The organism is Corynebacterium sp. ACRQJ (assembly GCF_022346045.1).
GTDB classification, from domain to species: domain Bacteria; phylum Actinomycetota; class Actinomycetes; order Mycobacteriales; family Mycobacteriaceae; genus Corynebacterium; species Corynebacterium evansiae.
The window spans coordinates 12,243-30,481 of the sequence record NZ_JAKRMT010000006.1; the positions used below are offsets into that span (position 1 = coordinate 12,243).

General features: G+C 57.6%; 11 protein-coding genes and 3 pseudogenes. 9 read left to right on the forward strand and 5 right to left on the reverse strand.

Annotated elements, in window-relative coordinates:
- Window positions 1-130 precede the first annotated feature (130 nt).
- Complete coding sequence (gene glnA, locus MHX52_RS04780; RefSeq protein ID WP_034986859.1) at window positions 131-1,567, forward strand: type I glutamate--ammonia ligase; 1,437 nt, start codon at window positions 131-133, stop codon at window positions 1,565-1,567.
- 243 nt (window positions 1,568-1,810) lie between these two features.
- On the opposite strand, the gene MHX52_RS04785 is transcribed toward glnA, so the two are convergent.
- From MHX52_RS04785 to MHX52_RS04795, 3 genes and pseudogenes are all read right to left on the reverse strand, one after another.
- Window positions 1,811-2,104 carry a hypothetical protein gene (locus tag MHX52_RS04785; protein WP_239316854.1) on the reverse strand — a complete coding sequence of 98 codons (294 nt, stop codon included), beginning with the start codon at window positions 2,102-2,104 and terminating at the stop codon, window positions 1,811-1,813.
- A 222-nt stretch (window positions 2,105-2,326) separates the two neighbouring features.
- Entirely contained in the window at window positions 2,327-4,243 is a 1,917-nt protein-coding gene (locus MHX52_RS04790) for a DUF262 domain-containing protein (protein WP_239316856.1), read from the reverse strand.
- Window positions 4,244-4,388: 145 nt separating this feature from the next.
- A pseudogene (locus MHX52_RS04795) lies at window positions 4,389-4,487 on the reverse strand (restriction endonuclease); the annotation flags it as partial.
- Here MHX52_RS04795 and MHX52_RS04800 point away from each other — a divergent pair.
- From MHX52_RS04800 to MHX52_RS04825, 6 genes are read left to right on the forward strand one after another with little or no spacing between them, the layout of a single operon-like run.
- Window positions 4,459-4,686 (forward strand): hypothetical protein, encoded by a 228-nt coding sequence (locus tag MHX52_RS04800; RefSeq protein ID WP_239316966.1) that lies wholly within the window; start codon window positions 4,459-4,461, stop codon window positions 4,684-4,686. The pseudogene MHX52_RS04795 and the gene MHX52_RS04800 overlap by 29 nt on opposite strands.
- Entirely contained in the window at window positions 4,683-4,919 is a 237-nt protein-coding gene (locus MHX52_RS04805) for a helix-turn-helix transcriptional regulator (protein WP_239316858.1), read from the forward strand. The genes MHX52_RS04800 and MHX52_RS04805 overlap by 4 nt, the downstream gene beginning before the upstream one ends.
- Before the next feature lie 40 nt (window positions 4,920-4,959).
- On the forward strand, window positions 4,960-6,930 hold the full coding sequence (locus MHX52_RS04810; RefSeq protein ID WP_239316860.1) for a site-specific DNA-methyltransferase: 1,971 nt from the start codon (window positions 4,960-4,962) through the stop codon (window positions 6,928-6,930).
- A 15-nt stretch (window positions 6,931-6,945) separates the two neighbouring features.
- On the forward strand, window positions 6,946-9,912 hold the full coding sequence (locus tag MHX52_RS04815; protein WP_239316861.1) for a DEAD/DEAH box helicase family protein: 2,967 nt from the start codon (window positions 6,946-6,948) through the stop codon (window positions 9,910-9,912).
- Between the two features lie 11 nt (window positions 9,913-9,923).
- Complete coding sequence (locus MHX52_RS04820) at window positions 9,924-12,776, forward strand: SNF2-related protein (RefSeq protein WP_239316863.1); 2,853 nt, start codon at window positions 9,924-9,926, stop codon at window positions 12,774-12,776.
- Window positions 12,777-12,806: 30 nt separating this feature from the next.
- On the forward strand, window positions 12,807-13,820 hold the full coding sequence (locus MHX52_RS04825) for a DUF3644 domain-containing protein (protein ID WP_239316865.1): 1,014 nt from the start codon (window positions 12,807-12,809) through the stop codon (window positions 13,818-13,820).
- Between the two features lie 261 nt (window positions 13,821-14,081).
- Here MHX52_RS04825 and MHX52_RS04830 read toward each other — a convergent pair.
- Both MHX52_RS04830 and MHX52_RS04835 read right to left on the reverse strand, forming a co-directional pair.
- Window positions 14,082-14,449: pseudogene (locus tag MHX52_RS04830) on the reverse strand (hypothetical protein); the annotation flags it as partial.
- 12 nt (window positions 14,450-14,461) lie between these two features.
- Window positions 14,462-14,812, reverse strand: a pseudogene (locus tag MHX52_RS04835) (VIT1/CCC1 transporter family protein); the annotation flags it as partial.
- A 953-nt stretch (window positions 14,813-15,765) separates the two neighbouring features.
- On the opposite strand from MHX52_RS04835, the gene MHX52_RS04840 reads away from it, so the two are divergent.
- Window positions 15,766-17,328 (forward strand): MFS transporter, encoded by a 1,563-nt coding sequence (locus MHX52_RS04840; RefSeq protein WP_239316867.1) that lies wholly within the window; start codon window positions 15,766-15,768, stop codon window positions 17,326-17,328.
- Between the two features lie 262 nt (window positions 17,329-17,590).
- Window positions 17,591-18,166 carry a VIT1/CCC1 transporter family protein gene (locus MHX52_RS04845; protein WP_239316962.1) on the forward strand — a complete coding sequence of 192 codons (576 nt, stop codon included), beginning with the start codon at window positions 17,591-17,593 and terminating at the stop codon, window positions 18,164-18,166.
- The last annotated feature ends 73 nt before the right edge of the window (window positions 18,167-18,239 follow it).

Here is an 18,239-nt window from a genome sequence, read left to right on the forward strand (position 1 = left end):
GTTAGTTTGTGGCACAATTTTGTAAATTTTTACCTGAATCGTCGCCCAGTATGCGTAGGATCGATTGTGTTGCTTTTATATATTGTCGCAACAGTTTGAGATTCCAACTGCAAGGAACGGAAGAAATACAGTGTCATTCAAGACTGCAGAAGAAGTTGCCAAGTACATCAAGGACAACGACGTCGAGTTCGTAGACGTTCGCTTCACCGATGTTCCCGGTATCGAGCAGCACTTCAGCATCCCAGCTTCGGAATTCGATGAGGACGCTATGGAGGAGGGCCTGGCTTTCGACGGCTCGTCTATCCGTGGCTTTACCACCATCGAAGAGTCGGATATGAACCTGCTGCCGGACCTGGCGACCGCCAAGATCGATCCGTTCCGCAAGGCCAAGACCCTGAACGTGAAGTTCTTCGTTCACGACCCGTTTACCCGCGAGCCGTTCTCCCGCGACCCGCGTAACGTTGCCCGCAAGGCTGAGCAGTATCTGGCCTCCACCGGTATCGCGGATACCTGTTTCTTCGGCGCGGAGGCAGAGTTCTACCTCTTCGACTCCGTGCGCTACGAAACCGAGACGAACCGAGCATTCTACGAGCTGGATTCCGTCGAGGGCTGGTGGAACCGTGGCGCAGAGGTCAACCCGGACGGCTCCACCAACCTGGGCTACAAGACCCGCCTGAAGGGCGGCTACTTCCCCGTCGCACCGTACGACCACTACCAGGACCTGCGCGACGATATGGCTCGCAACCTCGCGAACGCTGGCTTCAAACTGGAGCGCGCACACCACGAGGTCGGCACCGGCGGCCAGCAGGAGATCAACTACGAGTTCAACACTCTGCTGCACGCTGCGGATGACCTGCAGTCCTTCAAGTACATCATCAAGAACACCGCTTGGCAGGCTGGCAAGTCCGCGACCTTCATGCCGAAGCCGCTGGCTGGCGACAATGGTTCGGGTATGCACGCTCACCAGTCCCTGTGGAAGGACGGCGAGCCGCTGTTCTACGACGAGTCCGGTTACGCCGGCCTGTCCGACATTGCCCGCTACTACATCGGCGGCATCCTGAAGCACGCTGGCGCTGTGCTGGCCTTCACGAACCCGACGCTGAACTCTTACCACCGTCTGGTTCCGGGCTTCGAGGCTCCGATTAACCTGGTGTACTCGCAGCGTAACCGTTCCGCTGCGGTGCGCATTCCGATCACGGGCTCCAACGCGAAGGCGAAGCGCATTGAGTTCCGCGCCCCGGACCCGAGTGGTAACCCGTACTTCGGCTTCGCTGCGATGATGCTGGCTGGCCTGGATGGTGTGAAGAACCGCATCGAGCCGCACGCTCCGGTCGACAAGGACCTGTACGAGCTGCCGCCGGAGGAGGCTAAGGACATTCCGCAGGCTCCGACCAGCCTGGAGGCTTCCCTGAAGGCTCTGGAGGAGGACAACGAGTTCCTGACCGAGGGTGGCGTGTTCACCGACGACCTGATCGACACCTACATCGCCTACAAGTACGACAACGAGATCGCACCTGTTCGCCTGCGCCCGACGCCGCAGGAGTTCGAGATGTACTACGACTGCTAGTTGCTGATCTAGCGCGTGGCCCGGAAGCTGTTGGTAGCTTCCGGGCCTTTTGCTGTTGGTGGGAGGGGCTGGGGCTCTACGAAGCTTGGTCGACGGGCTTCGGCGATTGCTGCCCCGGTTTTGGGCCGTGGCGTGCCGCCTTTCGCGCATTTTGTGACACGGCACGGCCCTAAAGCACCTCCCACCGCTCCGTCCCCTCCCCTGCCCTCAGGCCCGTGCGTACACGAGCCCTTGGGAGGAATGCTACTTCCCCTTGGATTCAGCGAGCGCGGCGAGCAGCGTGCTGATATTGCCGTTGAGGATGGCTGTGTGCCACACCTTGTTGCCCATCATCGTGGCGACGTTTTGGTAGAGCACCAGGCAGGCCAACGCCTCCTCTTCACTGATGCTGCTGCTATCGGCTCCGGCCAGGAACTGCTCCAGCGTACGCCCACCGATCTGGTCGCTCGGGTTTTCCACCTCGTGCTGAGCCACGGCCTGCTCGAGACTGTGGATCTGGTCGGACATTTCGGACTGCGACAGGCTCGTCCCAGCCAATTCATCGATGAGCGGACGCAGTGCCACCAGATCCGCATATGGAGAGCTGTCGACCGCGCTATCAACTTCAGCGGACCCACCCTTCGCCTCTTCAGGTCGCATGTAGAACAAGATCTCGTCAGGGTCGTAACCAATGGCCTGGCACACCTTGCGCAGCAGCGCGATCTTCGCAGTCGTGGAAGTCGCGGTGAAGACTGCCAGCGCTGGGTCGATTATTCGCCATCATTGGTCCTCATCGGTCAGCGACCGAACGTTGTGCGTCTCTAGGTGTGCGTTATTCTCCGCCATGCTGAGTGCGCCCTCGCGGTTCTGCTCAAGTAGCATGCGCAGAACCGTTTCAAGCATGTCGCCCCAGGTTCGTACTGCGCTCTTTGTACCTTCGATTTCGACCGCAACAATCGTGCGTCCAACGAAGCTACGGTCTGTCCCCATCGGCTCAAAAGGGATGACTTCCCTCTCTGGTTCGAAGTTCGTCGATGGGTACGGCCAGAGCTCCAGAGCACGGTCGGCCAGTAGCTTGCTCCGTTCCTCCAGCTGTTCGACGCCCCAGCGCTCTTGAGCCTTGATGTAGCTATTGAGCTGATAAGGCGACTGCTCGAACCCATCCCCCATCGTGAGCTTCGCTTGGAAGGAACGGTTAGAGTACTCCGAGTTATAGCCCGTGATCGTGAGGTTAGCGATGCGGTTAACCCAAACGGAGTGGATCTCTTCATAGTGCGGACCGAGATCTTCACGCCATTGCTTGGTGAGAGTCTGCGGCATGATGTGTTCGATGGTGAGGTCATTCGATGAGATGCCGCCAGCGATGTCTCGCACGTCCTTCGAGGAGCCCTGCTCGAGGACGTCGAAGAAGTAGCCACGGTACTTGTTCATAGCGTAGAAGTTCCTAGTCTGGAAGCCTTCCCTGAATTCGCTATCGCTTGGGAACCGTCCCCCGCCTTGGCGGTTGAGCAGGACGTACGCCAGGATTTCGCTATATGGCTCCTCGTTCTTACGCAGCTTCTTAATATCCCCGTAGGCGCTAGCGAAGATCTTATTCAACGCATTAGTACCAATGTTGACGACCGCTCGGCGGAAGATATAGCTTTCGACGATAGCGATGATGGACTCAAAGTCGCTCGCATCGATCACACCGTTTTTGAAGTCACGGAATGTCAGCCACAGCAGCGGCTTGGAAACTCCGCCGAAAACAAGATTGGCACAGCGCAGCCGGCGATCGATTTTCTTATTTCCTGTGGATACAGTCGCCAGCTCCCGCGCATACACGGAAAAGTCATGCAGCTCTTCAGCGAGCTTCCGCGGACTTTGGTCACTCTTCTTCGCGAAGTTCTTGAAGGCCTCGTACACATCCGCCCGGTTAGGGGTCTTCGATGTCTGGGCGACGAGGAACCAGCGGATAAATTCGTCCGTGGCATAGTCCACGTTCTTTTCCATCTCGTTCCAATACTTCTCGTAGACCTCGTTCTGCTCGCGCTGCGAGAGGTCCATGAGGATAAAGTTTCGGATCTTGTCCGATTCCTTCAAAGCCAGGCCGGTGGAGTTGAGAGACTCGAAGATACGCTGCGGGTTGTCCTGCTTTTCCAGGTCAAGAAGCATAACCTCGAGGTTGGAGATCCCGTCATCCCATAGGGTCTTCGCATCGAACGGCGCTTTACGAAGCCGGTCACGGAAGTAGCGGTAGTTCGAGGTGATCTTGGATTTCTCGTTGAAATGCTCCTCCGGGCCGAAGAGCTTCGCATAGGAGTCGCGATCATCCTTCACCGGTTTGAGCTTGAATTTCTGCCCGCTGCCCTCGTTGAACTCCAGGTAGTTGCGCATGAGCTGACCTGCGAGGTCCTTGTCGCCTGCCTCAATGTCGCCGGCTTCGATGGCGTGAACGAGCGCCAACATCAGTAGGCTCACGGTGGTCATACGCTGCTGGCCGTCGATAACAACCCAGGTGAAAGAGTCCTCCGGGTTACCCACAACGGCACCGAAGAAGTGCTTGGGACGACTGGACTCAATCATGTCCTCGATGTCGTCTAAGAGCTTCTCGCACTGCTTCGTGGTCCAGTCGTAGTTGCGCTGGTAAACGGGAATAACAAGCTTCTTGTCCGTCCCGTCGAAGGCTTTGTAGATATCGACGACGTTGCCCTTCATCGGCTGCAGCAGCTCCTTTTGCGTGGGTGGGTGGTGGTGGTGTTTGTCGGGATTCTAACAGCCAAGCATCTTGCAGGCCGCTGAGCTGAATCCGGGATACGGGTGTGCGGGTTCCCTGGAGTAAGCCAAGGGGCATTACCGCCAGCTACTCGAAGTAGTCCTCGTCGATCTCGACGATCTGGACCGTCTGCCTGGTCTGCACACCAACGCCGTACTTGATCATCAGTTTGGCAAGCAGCGCACCAAAACCCGTCGCCTTCGCGCCCGTCCGCGAGCTGCTCACCATCTACGCCAACAGCAGCACGCTTACCAGCGGCGCGAATGAGCCCAAGCAGGTGTTCTTCTCCTTCGACGCCACCAAGGCCTACGGCACCGGAGCTCTCTACGGCTTCACCTGGAACCTAGAAACCGACCAAACCGATGTAGGAAACGGCCAGCCTTGATCATCACCTTCAAACCACTATGGAAACTCCTTATCGACCGCGACATGACCCGCGAAGATCTACGCCCCTCCACAGGTCTATCACCAACCACCATTGCTAAACTCTGCAAAGACGGCAACGTCATCACCGACGTCCTCGCCCGCATCTGCCAAGCACTCGATTGCAACTTGGAACAAATCGCCCTAGCTACATCGCACAGCGATCCAAGCGGTGAAAACCATAAGCACGCATAGCGCCCCCCAGACTTCAACCTTCTAAGCAACGGAGCAATTCATGTCAGACACGATCAATCAAGTCCCAGGCAAAACACCCGATTTCACGACAGAGGCGGCGAACAAACTCGCTCAACTGTTCCCGGAACTCGTGGCGGACGGAAAAGTTGACATCGAGAAGCTTAAAACCATCCTCGGAGTCGATGTTGATGACGCCCGTGAAAGATTCGGTCTGACATGGCCTGGCAAGGCACAAGCCATCCGAGCAGCGCAAACACCGACGACGGCAACACTGATGCCCGACAAAGAGAACTCCGTAGATTGGGACACCACCCAGAACGTGTTCATCGAGGGCGACAACCTTGAAGTGCTGAAGGTTCAGCAGAAGCACTACTACGGTCAGATCAAGATGATTTACATCGACCCGCCATACAACACGGGTAAGGATTTCGTCTACAGCGACAATTACTCCGACTCGATTGGGTCGTACCTTGAACTCACAGGACAGACCGATGAAGCCGGGAAACTGTCTACGAACCCAGAATCAGCTGGCCGTTTCCACTCCAACTGGCTAAACATGATGTATCCGCGTCTCAAGCTCGCGAGGAATCTGCTTACTGAGGACGGCGTCATAGCAATCCACATAGATGAACATGAGATTCATTCTCTTGTATTGATGTGTAATGAAGTTTTTGGTGATAACAATATATTAGGAACAATCGTATGGGACAAACGCAACCCTAAAGGTGATTCAAAGAAGGTTTCACAACAGCACGAATATGTGGTGCTGTTTGCCAGAAATGCTTTACTTTTTGCGGAGGATAACTCGCTGAGAATTCGCAAAGTTAATGTTGGGCTTATGAAATCGACAGCTCGAAAAATAATCAAGAAACATGGAGGTGTCACTGAGGAGGCCAAAAAGGAATATCAGTACTGGGCAAAACACGCTACTATTCTCACTGGTGGCGAGGCCGCGTATTCTCAGATTGACGACCAAGGGAGAATTTTTCGAGCCGTTTCTATGGCATGGCCTAACTCGACAAAAGCTCCAGATCGTTACTTCTTGCCGCTAATTCACCCAATAACGAATCGAGAATGCCCTGTTCCTTCGAAGGGGTGGCGTAATCCGCCTGAGACAATGGCACAGCTTATGAACCAGGGGCTTATCGTGTTTGGCAAAGATGAAACAACCCAGCCGACGCGAAAGTACTTCCTTGATGAGAATGAAGATGAAAATTTAACTTCAATCATCCCGTTCGGTGGATCTGATACCAGTTTACTTGAGGAAATGGGAATCCCGTTTGATAATCCGAAACCCATTGCTTTCGCTGACACCATACTTCGCTCCATCACAAAAACCAATGACACCGTGCTCGATTTTTTCGCTGGCTCAGGAACTACGGCACATGCAGTGATGAAGTTGAATGCTGAAGATGGTGGTAACCGGAGGTGTATTTCTGTGCAGTTACCGGAGCCTACTCCTGAGGGTTCTGCTGCGCGAGAAGCTGGGTTTGAAACGATCGCTGATATTTCCCGTGAGCGCATCCGCCGAGCGGGAGAGAAGATCCTTGAGGACGAAGCTGCCAAGCTTGATGGTCGCGCAGATTCCCTTGATGTTGGTTTCCGGGCGTACAAGCTTGTGGACACTAACTTTACGAAGTGGAGGGCGGACTCTGGACTCTCTGAAGACGAGCTCGTCGGTTTGTTTGCTGAGTTGGCCGACTCTGCTGATGATCTTGCACGACCCGAAGCGCTCTTAACTGAGGTGTTGTTGAAGCTGGGGTTCTCGTTGACGGAGAAAATCGAAACTGTTGAGGTCGCGGGCTTAAGCGTGTTTAGTGTGGCTGATGGACTGGTGCTGGCTTATTTGGATGAACACACCCAGCCGACACTGGATCAGCTGCGCGCTCTCGTCGGTGAGGAGCCGGAGCGTCTGGTGGTTCTGGAGGATGCGTTCCAGGGCAATGATGAGTTGAAGACGAATCTGGTGCAGGAGTGCCGCACGCGCAACGTTGATCTGTGGACGGCGTAGGAGGGTTCGAGTTCTATGAAATTCCAGTTTGACTCGCGCCAGCCGTACCAAACCAGTGCGATCGAGGCCGTCACTGACCTGTTCGATGGGCAACCAGCTGACGCAGACCAGCTTCTCACCAGCCTGCAGTACCTTCCGCCACAGCAGACGCTCGATTTACCAGATGTCGGTGGTCAGGAAGCTTTAGACATCTTCGAAGAGATCGGTGCGTATGGTAACGACCTTGTCCTCGATGAAGACACGGTTTTGGAGAACCTGCAGAGTGTTCAGGACCGGAACGGCCTGGAGATCAACGATGGCTTGGTTGATGGTTTGCAGTTCGATATCGAGATGGAGACCGGTACGGGTAAGACGTATGTCTATCTGCGCACGGCCTTTGAGCTAGCCACGAAATACAAGTTCAACAAGTACATCATTTTGGTGCCGTCGGTGGCGATCCGTGAGGGCGTGAAGAACAGCATCCAGTTGATGCGGGAGCACTTCCGCCACCTGTACCCGCAGATCAACATGGACTACACCGTCTACTCCGGTGACCGGGCTGAGGACGTGCGTGATTTTGCTACGGCTACGTCCTTGCAGTTCATGGTGATGACGATTGACTCGATCCGTGGTGATAAGAACACCCGCATCATTCACCAACAGCGCGATAAACTTTCAGGACTGCGTCCGTTGGATTATTTGCAGGCGACCCGGCCGATTGTGATTATGGACGAGCCGCAGAACATGGAGTCGCTACTCGCACAGTCTGCTGTGGCTGACCTGAACCCGATGTGTACGTTGCGGTACTCTGCCACGCACCGCACGACCCGCAACATCGTGTACCGGTTGGATCCGTTGGATGCGCATCGGCTGGAGCTGGTGAAGAAGATCGTTGTTTCGGATGCGCAAGAGCTCGGGAGCGCGGCTAAACCGTATGTGAAGCTGCTTGAGGTCAAGCGTGACCCGACCTTAAAAGCTGACCTGGAGTTGATTTATCGTAAGAAGGATGGCTCGTACGCAAAGCGGAAGGTTACCGCGACTCAGGGCGCTGACCTGGAGCGGCTCTCTGGCGGTAACCCGGCGTATGAGGGAAATTGGCGGATCAACGAGATCAGCGTGATGCCTGAGCAGATTGAGCTAACCAACTACGGCTATCTGCGCGTAGGGGAAGAGATTGGTGGTAACCAAACCGCTGTCTTCCAGGCGATGATCCGCGAGACCGTGCGCGAACACATCCGTAAAGAAGAACAAGTGCACCCCCAGGGAATCAAGGTGTTGTCGCTGTTCTTCATCGACAAAGTCGCCTCCTACCTGGGTGAGGGCATCAATAACCTGGACGCCAACGGTGATTTCGCAACCTGGTTTGATGCTATCTATCAGGAGGAGCGGGCGAAGAGCTCTGCCTCTCATGTGTTTTTGCCCGCCGATCCGGTCGAGGCAAGGTCGGGCTATTTTGCTCAGATGAAGCGGGGCAAGGGCAAGGCTGCGCAGATGACGTTCAAGGACTCCTCGGGCAAGACAAAGGCTGATGATGACGCCTATGAGCTGATCATGAAGGACAAGGCTCGGTTGCTGAGCATGGATGAGCCGGTGCGGTTCATCTTTTCCCACTCAGCGCTACGTGAAGGTTGGGATAACCCGAACGTGTTCCAAATCTGCACCCTGCGCGACATGTCCACCGATACTGAACGCCGTCAGACGATCGGGCGCGGTTTGCGCCTGCCGGTTAACCAGGATGGTGAACGCGTCAAGGACGCCGGTACCGCACAGTTGACGGTCGTGGCGAATGAGTCGTATGGGGCGTTCGCCGCTGCACTGCAGGACGAGTACAAGCGTGCTGGTGTTGCCGTTGGTTACGTGCGTAAGACTGAGTTCGCTGAGCTTCCGATCGTTGAGGACGGTAAGGAATCCCGCCTTGGCACGCGCCGCTCCGCTGAAATCTGGGAGTCCTTGCACGAGCGCGGTTACATCAACGATGCCGGTGAGGTCTTGGGCACGTGGGTGCCAGAACAACGCGGTTTTACGGTCGGGCTACCTGAACAGTACGCCGACTACGAGCAAGAAGTCATTGATCTGGTTGAACGGTGCAAGATCGAAGTGCTAGTCAAGCCGAAGCGTAAGCGTGTGGTTCGCTCGCTGAACAAACAGGTGTATGCCACGCCTGAGTTTGAGGAGTTCTGGGAGAAGATCACATCGCGCACCACCTACCGGGTGAGCCTAGATCGTGCTGACCTGGTTCGACGATGTGCGGCAAGAATCAAGGAAGCACCAGAGATTCAGCCGATCCGTATCCAGGTTACACGCACAGGGCTGGAGCTCACCCGAGGTGGGCCGAAAGGTTCGGTTCTTGGGTCCCGTGACGAGGTACTCAAAGAGTCCTACCCGCTGCCTGACATTATCTTGCAGCTCCAGGAATCCACCTCGCTGACCCGTAAAACAATCATCGACATTCTGCTGGGTTCGGAGCGTGTAGGTGAGTTCCTGACGAACCCGAATGACTACATCAAGATGGTCACCGGGTGTATCGAAACCGAGCTTGCTCACACCCTCATCGAAGGGATCCAGTATGAGCCGATCGGTGGCAGCATCTACGAGCTACGTGAGCTACAGGCTGATGGGCTGGAGGAGAAGGACCGGTTTATCGACCAGCTCTACAAGGTGACCAATAAGGAGAAGACCGACTTCGATTATGTGGTCTTCGACTCGGCGGTGGAGAAACAGTTCGCCCAATACTTGGATGGGCGTGAGGACATCAAACTGTTCATGAAGCTGCCCGACAAGTTCCGCATCCCCACTCCGATCGGGGACTATAACCCGGACTGGGCGATCATCAAGGTCGAGGATGGGGTCGAGCACTTGTATTTGGTTCGTGAGACGAAGTCCAGCCAAGATCCTTCGAAGCGTCGCCCAAGCGAGAATGCGAAGATCACGGCAGCGATGAAGCACTTCGAGGCCATCGGCGTGGACTACGCGGTGAGTTCTCCTGATCGCTGGGCAATCTAGGAGACGAATGCGTGTTGCGGCGTTTAAGTGACTATCAGGCCAAGTTCTATGCTCACGAGCTGGATCGTTCCTACGCGTCTGATCATGTTGGTCGGTTAGCGGGCTTGCTGTTTGATGCCCAGGTGGACCCCAAACCCCACCAGGTCGACGCGGCGCTGTTCGCGTTGCAGACCCCGTTTACGGACGGGGTAATCCTGGCTGACGAGGTTGGCCTCGGTAAGACGATCGAGGCCGGGATCGTCATCAGCCAGTACTGGGCACAGCGTCAACGCCGCATCCTCATCATCGCCCCGTCCTCGCTGCGTCAGCAGTGGCAACAAGAGTTGAGTGAGAAGTTCGCGCTGCCTGCCACGTTGATGGACAGTAAGAACATCGACACGCTAATCGGTCCAGGTGGTCGCGATGAGATCCTCATCTGCTCCTACGAGTTCGCAAACTCCCAAACCCAAAAGCTCATCCGCACTTGGGGTCTGGTGGTGTGCGATGAGGCGCACCGGTTGCGTTCCCACTGGACAGGACAAGCGAAAATCGCGGGCAATGTTGGCCGGATCTGTCAGACCGCAGGTAAAACGGTGATGCTGACCGCAACCCCTCTACAAAACCGTCTGGAAGAGCTCTACGGTCTGGTCAGCGTGTTCGCACCCGATTACTTCCACTCGCTTGAAGCGTTCAAAGAACGCTACCTCGACCATCCCGAAGGTGTCGGGAACGACGATCTTTCCGCACGAGTGGCACGTATCGCCAAGCGCACGTTGCGCAAGGATGCGGATAGGTACATTCGCTTCACCCAGCGGATGCCGCTGACCATCGCTTTCACACCCAGCCCCGAAGAGATCCAGCTGTACGACAAGATTAATGAGTATTTGCAGCGCCCGTTCTTATGGGCTTTCGCCAAGTCCCAACAGCATCTATCTGCACTCATCTTGCGCAAACGGCTCGGCTCTTCCTCCTTCGCGGTGGCTACGACGCTGGAGAGGATCGCGGATCGTCTCCAGGCAGAAGTGAAGGCTGGACGTAGGCGTAATGACGTGGGCGGTCTTGTAGATGACCCCGACCTGACCAGCGAGATGCGGGAAGCCAGCGAAGCCAACACCGACAGTAGCGTCGAGCAGATCGACATCGGTCAGCGTGCGGAGATGCTCGACGAGGTGAACGAGCTGCGCGGCTTTGCTGCCCTGGCGCGGTCGATCACGGTCAACCAGAAGGCTGTCAAACTTGTTGAAGCCCTTGAGCAAGGCTTCGAGAAGCTCCGGGAGATTGGTGCACCCGAAAAAGCGATCATCTTCACCGACTCGACCGTCACCCAGGACTACCTCGCCCGGTCGCTAACCGATGCTGGGTGGGGTGAAGGACTGATCCTGTTCAACGGCAGTAACGACAGCCCGGAATCGAAACGGATCTACGCCAAGTGGATAAAGGAAAACCACGGCGGTGACCTCGTTACCGGTATCGCTGCTGCTGACCGCCGTAAAGCTCTCGTTGATGAGTTCCGTGACCGTGGCCGACTGATGATCGCCACCGAAGCTGCCGCTGAAGGTATCAACCTTCAGTTTTGCTCCATGCTCGTCAACTACGACCTACCGTGGAACCCGCAGCGTGTCGAGCAGCGTATTGGCCGTGTGCAACGGTTCGGGCAGAAGCACAATGTCATCGTGGTGAACTTCTCCAACAAGGGCAACCTTGCAGAAGAACGCATCCTCGAACTACTGAGCGAGAAATTCCAGCTCTTCACGTCCGTGTTCGGCGCGTCCGATGAGGTCCTAGGGCAGATCGAAGACGGTCTCGACTTCGAGAAAATGATCGCTGGCATCCTGGACAACTGCAAAACAGCTGCCGAGATCGATGCAGCGTTCAAGGAACTCGAGGAACGGTACTCGAAACAAATCAACCGTGAGATGAAGAAGACACGGGCAAAAGTCTTCGACAACCTCGACCCGAGAGTACGCGACAAACTCAAGTCCTACGACGCACAGACCGGGGTGGTGCTCAACACCTTCGAACGCCTACTCATCCGGGTCACCCACCACGAACTCGAAGATCTGGCGACCTTCAACGGTTCGGGTACCCAGTTCACTCTCCACGAACCACCACACGTGGGCATCCCAGTTGGCGACTACTACTTCAAATCGGAACCCCGGAAGGGCGCGCACCAATACCGGTACACCAGCGACTTGTGTGCCTGGGTGATCGACGCAGCGAAAACCCGTGCAACCCCACCAGCAAGACTCACCTTCAAGATCAGCAGCTCAGAGCGTGCAACCGCGATTGCAAAACGCCTGCGCCACAAGCGAGGAAGGCTACGTGTTGAAGAAGCCAGCTTCGCTATGAAGGCAGGAAGCCAGCAACTGCGCGAGTCCTACCTGCTGACCGCTGGGTTCTTTGACGACGGCACCCCTATGGATCATGAGCAGATTAGAGATGTTCTCGACCTGCACTGCACCGACAGCACTGCTGACCACGTCGAGACCAGAGGTTTCGACGAAGTCATCGCACAGGAGCTGGAGGAACTCAGAGGTGACGTCGAAGACCGCAACGCGCGCTTCTTCCTCGAACAAGAAGCACTCCTCGACGCGACACGGCTCGACCTCAAGGCGAAGTACGACGCGAAGATTCGCGAGTACCAGGCCAAGGAAGCCACCGCAAACAAGGAAGCTCGCAAGGCCTCGAACGCTACCCAAGAGCTGAAGCTGAAGCAGGAGGCGCGTCATTGGCGGCGCAAGGCTGACGATGCTGAGGATGAATACCGCAGTGAGCGGAACCGTCTCCGTGATGAGTCCGATCTACTGCTCGACAACGCACAAGATGCTCTCCAAGCGCAGCAGTCCCGCCAGATGCTCTTCAGCATCAACTGGGAGGTCAAGTGAACATGCCGGTGCCCAGGGAAGGTATGTCTGATGGCTAGGCCATATGTTTCGCACAAGAAGCTCTGCGACAACTCTCGCGCGGCGATGCTCGCAGCCATCGAAATCTACAACAAGCCACAAACGACTTATCGTGAGCAGGTCGTCACAGTTCTTGTCGTCAACGCATGGGAACTCATCCTCAAGGCTGCTCTACGGAAAGCTAAGAAGAACATTTTCTACAAGAAGAAGCGCGGTGAAGACTACCGATCTTTTTCCTTAGAGCATTGCATCGCTGATATGGATCGCCATCGTCTTTGGCCCAGTAGCGTTGACGGAGATGGCGTTCGAGCTAACCTGCATGTTCTCACCGATTATCGAAACAAGATCATCCACCTTTACGTGTCCGACGATCTCAACACGATCCTCTACATGTTCCTTCAGCAAAGCATCGTGAACTACCGCGACTTCGTGCTCGATGTCTTCGGTAAGGACTTGGCTGATGACATCACATGGACGCTTTTGCCGCTCGCTGCGAGCACCCCCAGCGATGCAATCCGATCCCTACGAGTAGACGGGGATGGAAGATCCACACAAGTAGTCGAGGACTTCCTACGAGACCTGAGGAAGATCATCGGCGAAGCTGAAGATCTAGGAGCAGACATGGGCCGCATCGCCATGCTCCAAGAGATCAACCTGCAATCTGGGAAGAAGATCAGCCGAGCCGATCTTGAAGTTGCAATTGACCAAGGTGCCGCAACCACAATCGTTCAACGAAAAGTGGACCCCAACGAAACACACCCGTATTCCGCAACGCAGCTGATAGCGCGAGCGAATAGGGCAAGGAAGAACGGGAGGGAGCTAAGCATCTACGATCTGACTTGCATGGCGTGGAAACACAATATGCGAGACAACTGCAAGTTCGCTTGGCAAGGAACCCATACCCCCACCCACGTGTGGTCTGGAGATGCGTTGAGCTTTCTCAAGAGTCAAACTGACGAGGAGTTCGACCGCGTCAGGGCGGAGTACCAGAAGTATCAGCGAGGCAAGAAGCACAGCAAGAAGTGAAGGGCGATTCCCAGATACCTTTTGACGCGACCCCTGTGCTATCTGACGGCTCCGAGTTCGTGCCGCAGAGTGGGCGCAAAACCAGCTTGCCCCGATAAATGGGCTCCACAATCAGCTGGCCGAACTGACCCCGCCAGCGTGCCGGTACTTCGCCCGCCACGACCGAACAGCTCGCGTTCCCCGTGTTATCGCGCCATTTCACGCGGCGAGCACACAATCGCGCACATCGTTAGTGTGTATCACTCGCGCTATGCAACGTTTGCCAATCACCACGTTGATGGTCGCGTCCTTCTGACGCTGGATCGTTGCGAAGTTTCTTTAAAGACCTCCAGGTCGGGGATGTAGCCATCCTCGTGGTTCTGGAAGCTATCGGCCAGCGCGATGTTATCGAAGGGCACGTTTTCGGGTTCCGACTCACCGTTGCGTTGGGCCTCCTCGGCATGCAGCGCATTGTAGGTGGTCTCGATATTCACCGCCGAGACGTAGTAGGCCAGCAGCATGATTTCCGTGGCGAAGAGCTCGCCGTAGTACTTGCGGCCCAGGTCTCCCGGCTCAATGAGCCCGGATTGCAGCAGGCGCACCATAAACGTTGAGGTGCCGACGAATGGATCGAGAATGCACACCCCTTGGCCTATGGCCTACTAAGCCACACCACCAAACAGCGCGCCCGCGCCATAGGTCAGCGCCAGGCCCAGGCCGCCACCGACGACCAGGCGAACCACCGAGCGGGCCACGCTGGTGCCGGCGATCTTCGCCGAAATTAGGCCAGTCAGGGCCAGGGAGAGCATCGTCACCACGGTGACGACCCATGCCTGCGTGCCAGAAGGTGCCACGAAGACCGAGATCATCGGCAGCGCCGCGCCAGCCAAGAAGGACAGCGCAGAGAAGAACGCCGCCGCCCGCGCGCTGGTCAGCCCGTCCGCGTCAATACCCAGCTCCAGCTGCAAGTGAGCGCGCAGGGCGTCCTTGGCGTGGATCTCGCGGGCCACCTCGTGGATGTCGCTCGAGGGATGTTATTCACTCGCCCTCTCCCCTGCTTAAAAGAACCGGTTGACTTGAAAGCCTCGGCGAGGGACCGATTCCGTCGAACTGAGGATCAAGATGAGTAGTGGTGAGTCAGACCTTAAACTGTGTCTGTCACTCAACGAAAGGCACCACATGATCACCACTCGTCGTCGCACACTCCTCGCTCCAGTTTTTGCCCTCAGCCTCATCAGTCTTTTCGGCCTCACTGCTTGCGGCAGTGAGGACACAACCGCTGAACCGTCCACCACTACTGTCACCAGTGCTCCGCCTAGCGAGTCCAAGAGCTCAGAACCAGAGACCGACACGGTCACCAGTACTCCCAAGGACACACCGCCCCCGCCCACCACAGTCACCAGTACGCCGGAGCCCACGCAGCAGAGTAGCCCTGCTGCTGAAGAGGAACAACCCGCTCAGCAGGCTCCAGCTAATCAACCCAGAGCCACTTCTCCAGCGCAGAAGCAACCACCGATGGGTAATCAGGGAGCAAGCCCTGACTGCCCCGCCTACCGCTGTGGCTACGGTACTGCTCCTAATGGGGCGCAGAACTTAACCAGTGGTGAGACGCAACTGCTGGCTCTCTGCAACTCCGGCGAGTATAACGCTCCCCAGGTTTGTGCGAATCTTCGACTCAAGGCCCAGCGGGCGGGACAGAACTAGCTGGGTACTTCTCACAGCTACCTCCGCGATCGTCAGATGCTGAACATGGCTGCCCTGACCTCGATGCGCTGCATGAAGGCCGCGCCCGAGGACTAGACCCCCTCCTCGCTCCCGCATCGCCACCCCCTGGAATAAGGGCACCCTTAGTATCGCTAAGCTTCACTAAAGGGAATCTCGCGCGCCAGCGCGTATAACCGCGCAACTGCGCGTGCCAGCGCACAGAATCACACACCAGGCGATCCGAAGGAGGGCACGCACCACCGTGGCTGAAAAGGACCCGCACGCCGCAAACTCACAGCCGGGCACCCCGGGCCAGGGCACCGCAAACCCCCGCCCCGGCGCGACGGAGGCCACGATCCAGTCCCCCGGCACCTATCCCCCGGGTGAGGACCCGCGCCGCTGGAAAGTTCTGGGCGTCATCCTCACGACGATCTTCATGTCGCTGATCAGCGTGTCCATCATCAACGTCGCCCTGCCCTCCATCCAGCAGGGGCTGGGCGCCACCGAATCGGACATTCAGTGGGTACTCTCCGGCTACACGCTGACGTTCGGCGTGGTTCTCGTCGCCGCTGGCCGCGCCGGCGATCTGCTCGGCCGGGGCGGGATGTACCTCATTGGCTTGAGCGTCTACACCCTGGCCGCCATCACCGCGGGCTTCGCCCCCACTGCGGAAGCTCTGAACGTCACCCGCTTCATCCAGGGCGTGGGCGCCGGCCTGCTCAACCCGCAGGCCGTGGGCATGATCCAGCAGTTCTTCCGCGGCAAGGAGCGCGGCCGGGCTTTCGGCTGGTTCGGCACCGTCGTGGGCGTGGCTGTGGCCATCGGGCCCGTCCTGGGTGGCTTCCTCATTCGCGTCGGCGGCCCGGAGCACGGCTGGCGCTGGACTTTCCTGGTCAACGTTCCCTTCGGCCTTCTCGCCTTCGTCCTCGCGCTCCTGTGGTTCCCGCGCCCGCTGATGGGCCGGGTTAAGGATCCCGCCACCGGCCGTAACGTGGGCGTCATCCGCGCGGTGCGCAGCCTCGACCCCTTCGGTTCGCTCCTGCTTGGCTTGGCCGTCCTGGCCTTCCTCTTCCCATTTGTGGAATCCTCCGGGAGCGCGCGGACCTTCCTGCTTCTGCCCGTCGCCGTCGCCCTGCTGGCCGGGTGGCTGGCGTGGGAGCGCCATGTGAAAAAGTCGAAGCCCTTCGACCCGATGGTGGACATGCAGATCTTCCGCTTCCCCAGCTTCCGCCTGGGCACCATGCTGGCGGGAGTGTACTTCATGGGCATAACCAGCATTTGGGTGCTCGTGGCTCTGTACTTCCAAAACGGCCTGGGTTACAGCGCGCTCGTCGCCGGTAGCGTTGGCATTCCTGCCGCGATCAGCAGCTCTTTCGCCGCCAATTGGGCTGGCAAGCGGGTCGCCGACCGGGGTCGCAGAGTTGTGATCGACGGCATCACCGTGGCGCTGACCGGCATTGTGCTGACCATCCTCGCCCTTGTGCTGCACCATGTTACGGGCCTTTCGGAGTGGTGGATGGTCCTCACCCTCTTCCTCGTCGGCACCGGCCAAGGCGCGGTTATCGGCCCGAACCAAACTCTCACGCTCGCGGACGTGCCCCTCAACTACGCGGGCAGCTCTGGCGCGGTCCTGCAGACTGCACAACGCATCGGTACTGCCATGGGGCTCGCACTGATCACCGCGATCGTCTTCGCCAGCTCGCGCGCCATCAACTGGCCCCTCGGCACCGCCATCGGCTTCGGCACCATCGGTTCGCTCATGGCCGTCGCCCTCGTCATCGCGCTCTACGACAATCGCCTGCGCGCCCGTCGTGCCGCCCGTTAATTACTGACGCCACCAGGCCTCCCCAACCCCAGCCTCACCTAATGAAAGGCATCCTGACCTGCGTAAAGGTAGCCTTTCAATGCTTGCGGAAGGTTTCAAACCCAGCGATACTTGAGTCATGAGCACTTCAGTATCTTGCCCCTGCGATCGCTACTACGACGGCAGCTGCACTGCCGTGGCTACGTGCGAACGCGGGGTTATCACCATCCCGACGGCTGAAGTGACCACTCCAGCCGAACACCCCGAGCTTGCCGCTCCCACGGTGCGCACCGAGCGCCCCGAAAGCGCCGAACACCCCGAACTCACTGACCCAGCTGAGCACGCCGAGCGCGCCGACGTCGATGAGAATCACGGCGAGAGCCTCAACCGCCTCCGCGCGGCTGTCCTCGGTGCCAACGACGGCATCGTCTCCACCGCCGCGGTCCTCGTTGGCGTGGCGGGCGCGACCAGCAACCCACAGACGATCGCCATGTCCGGCTTGGCCGCCGTCATTGGCGGCGCCGTGTCCATGGCGCTCGGCGAGTACGTCTCCGTCTCCTCGCAGCGAGATTCCGAGCGCGCCATGGGCATGAGCCAGCTGGTGAACCCGTGGTCGGCGGGCATCGCATCCTTCATTTCCTTCATCTTGGGTGCCGCACTGCCGTTTGCCGCTGCCCTGTTCGCCCCCGTCGCCGTAATTTTCGGCGTGACCTTCGTAGCCTTGGCGCTCACTGGCGCCCTGTCGGCTCACCTCAGTAACGTGCCGAAGACCCGCGCTGTGCTGCGCATCGTGATCGGTGGCATGGCGGCCCTGGCGGTCACCTTCGCCGTCGGCTCCGTATTCGGAGCGACGATATAGCCTACCCCCTCCCCCAATAGCGCTACAGCTCCCAGCTAGATTCCTTGTAGATTCGGGTGCTGTAGCGCTATTT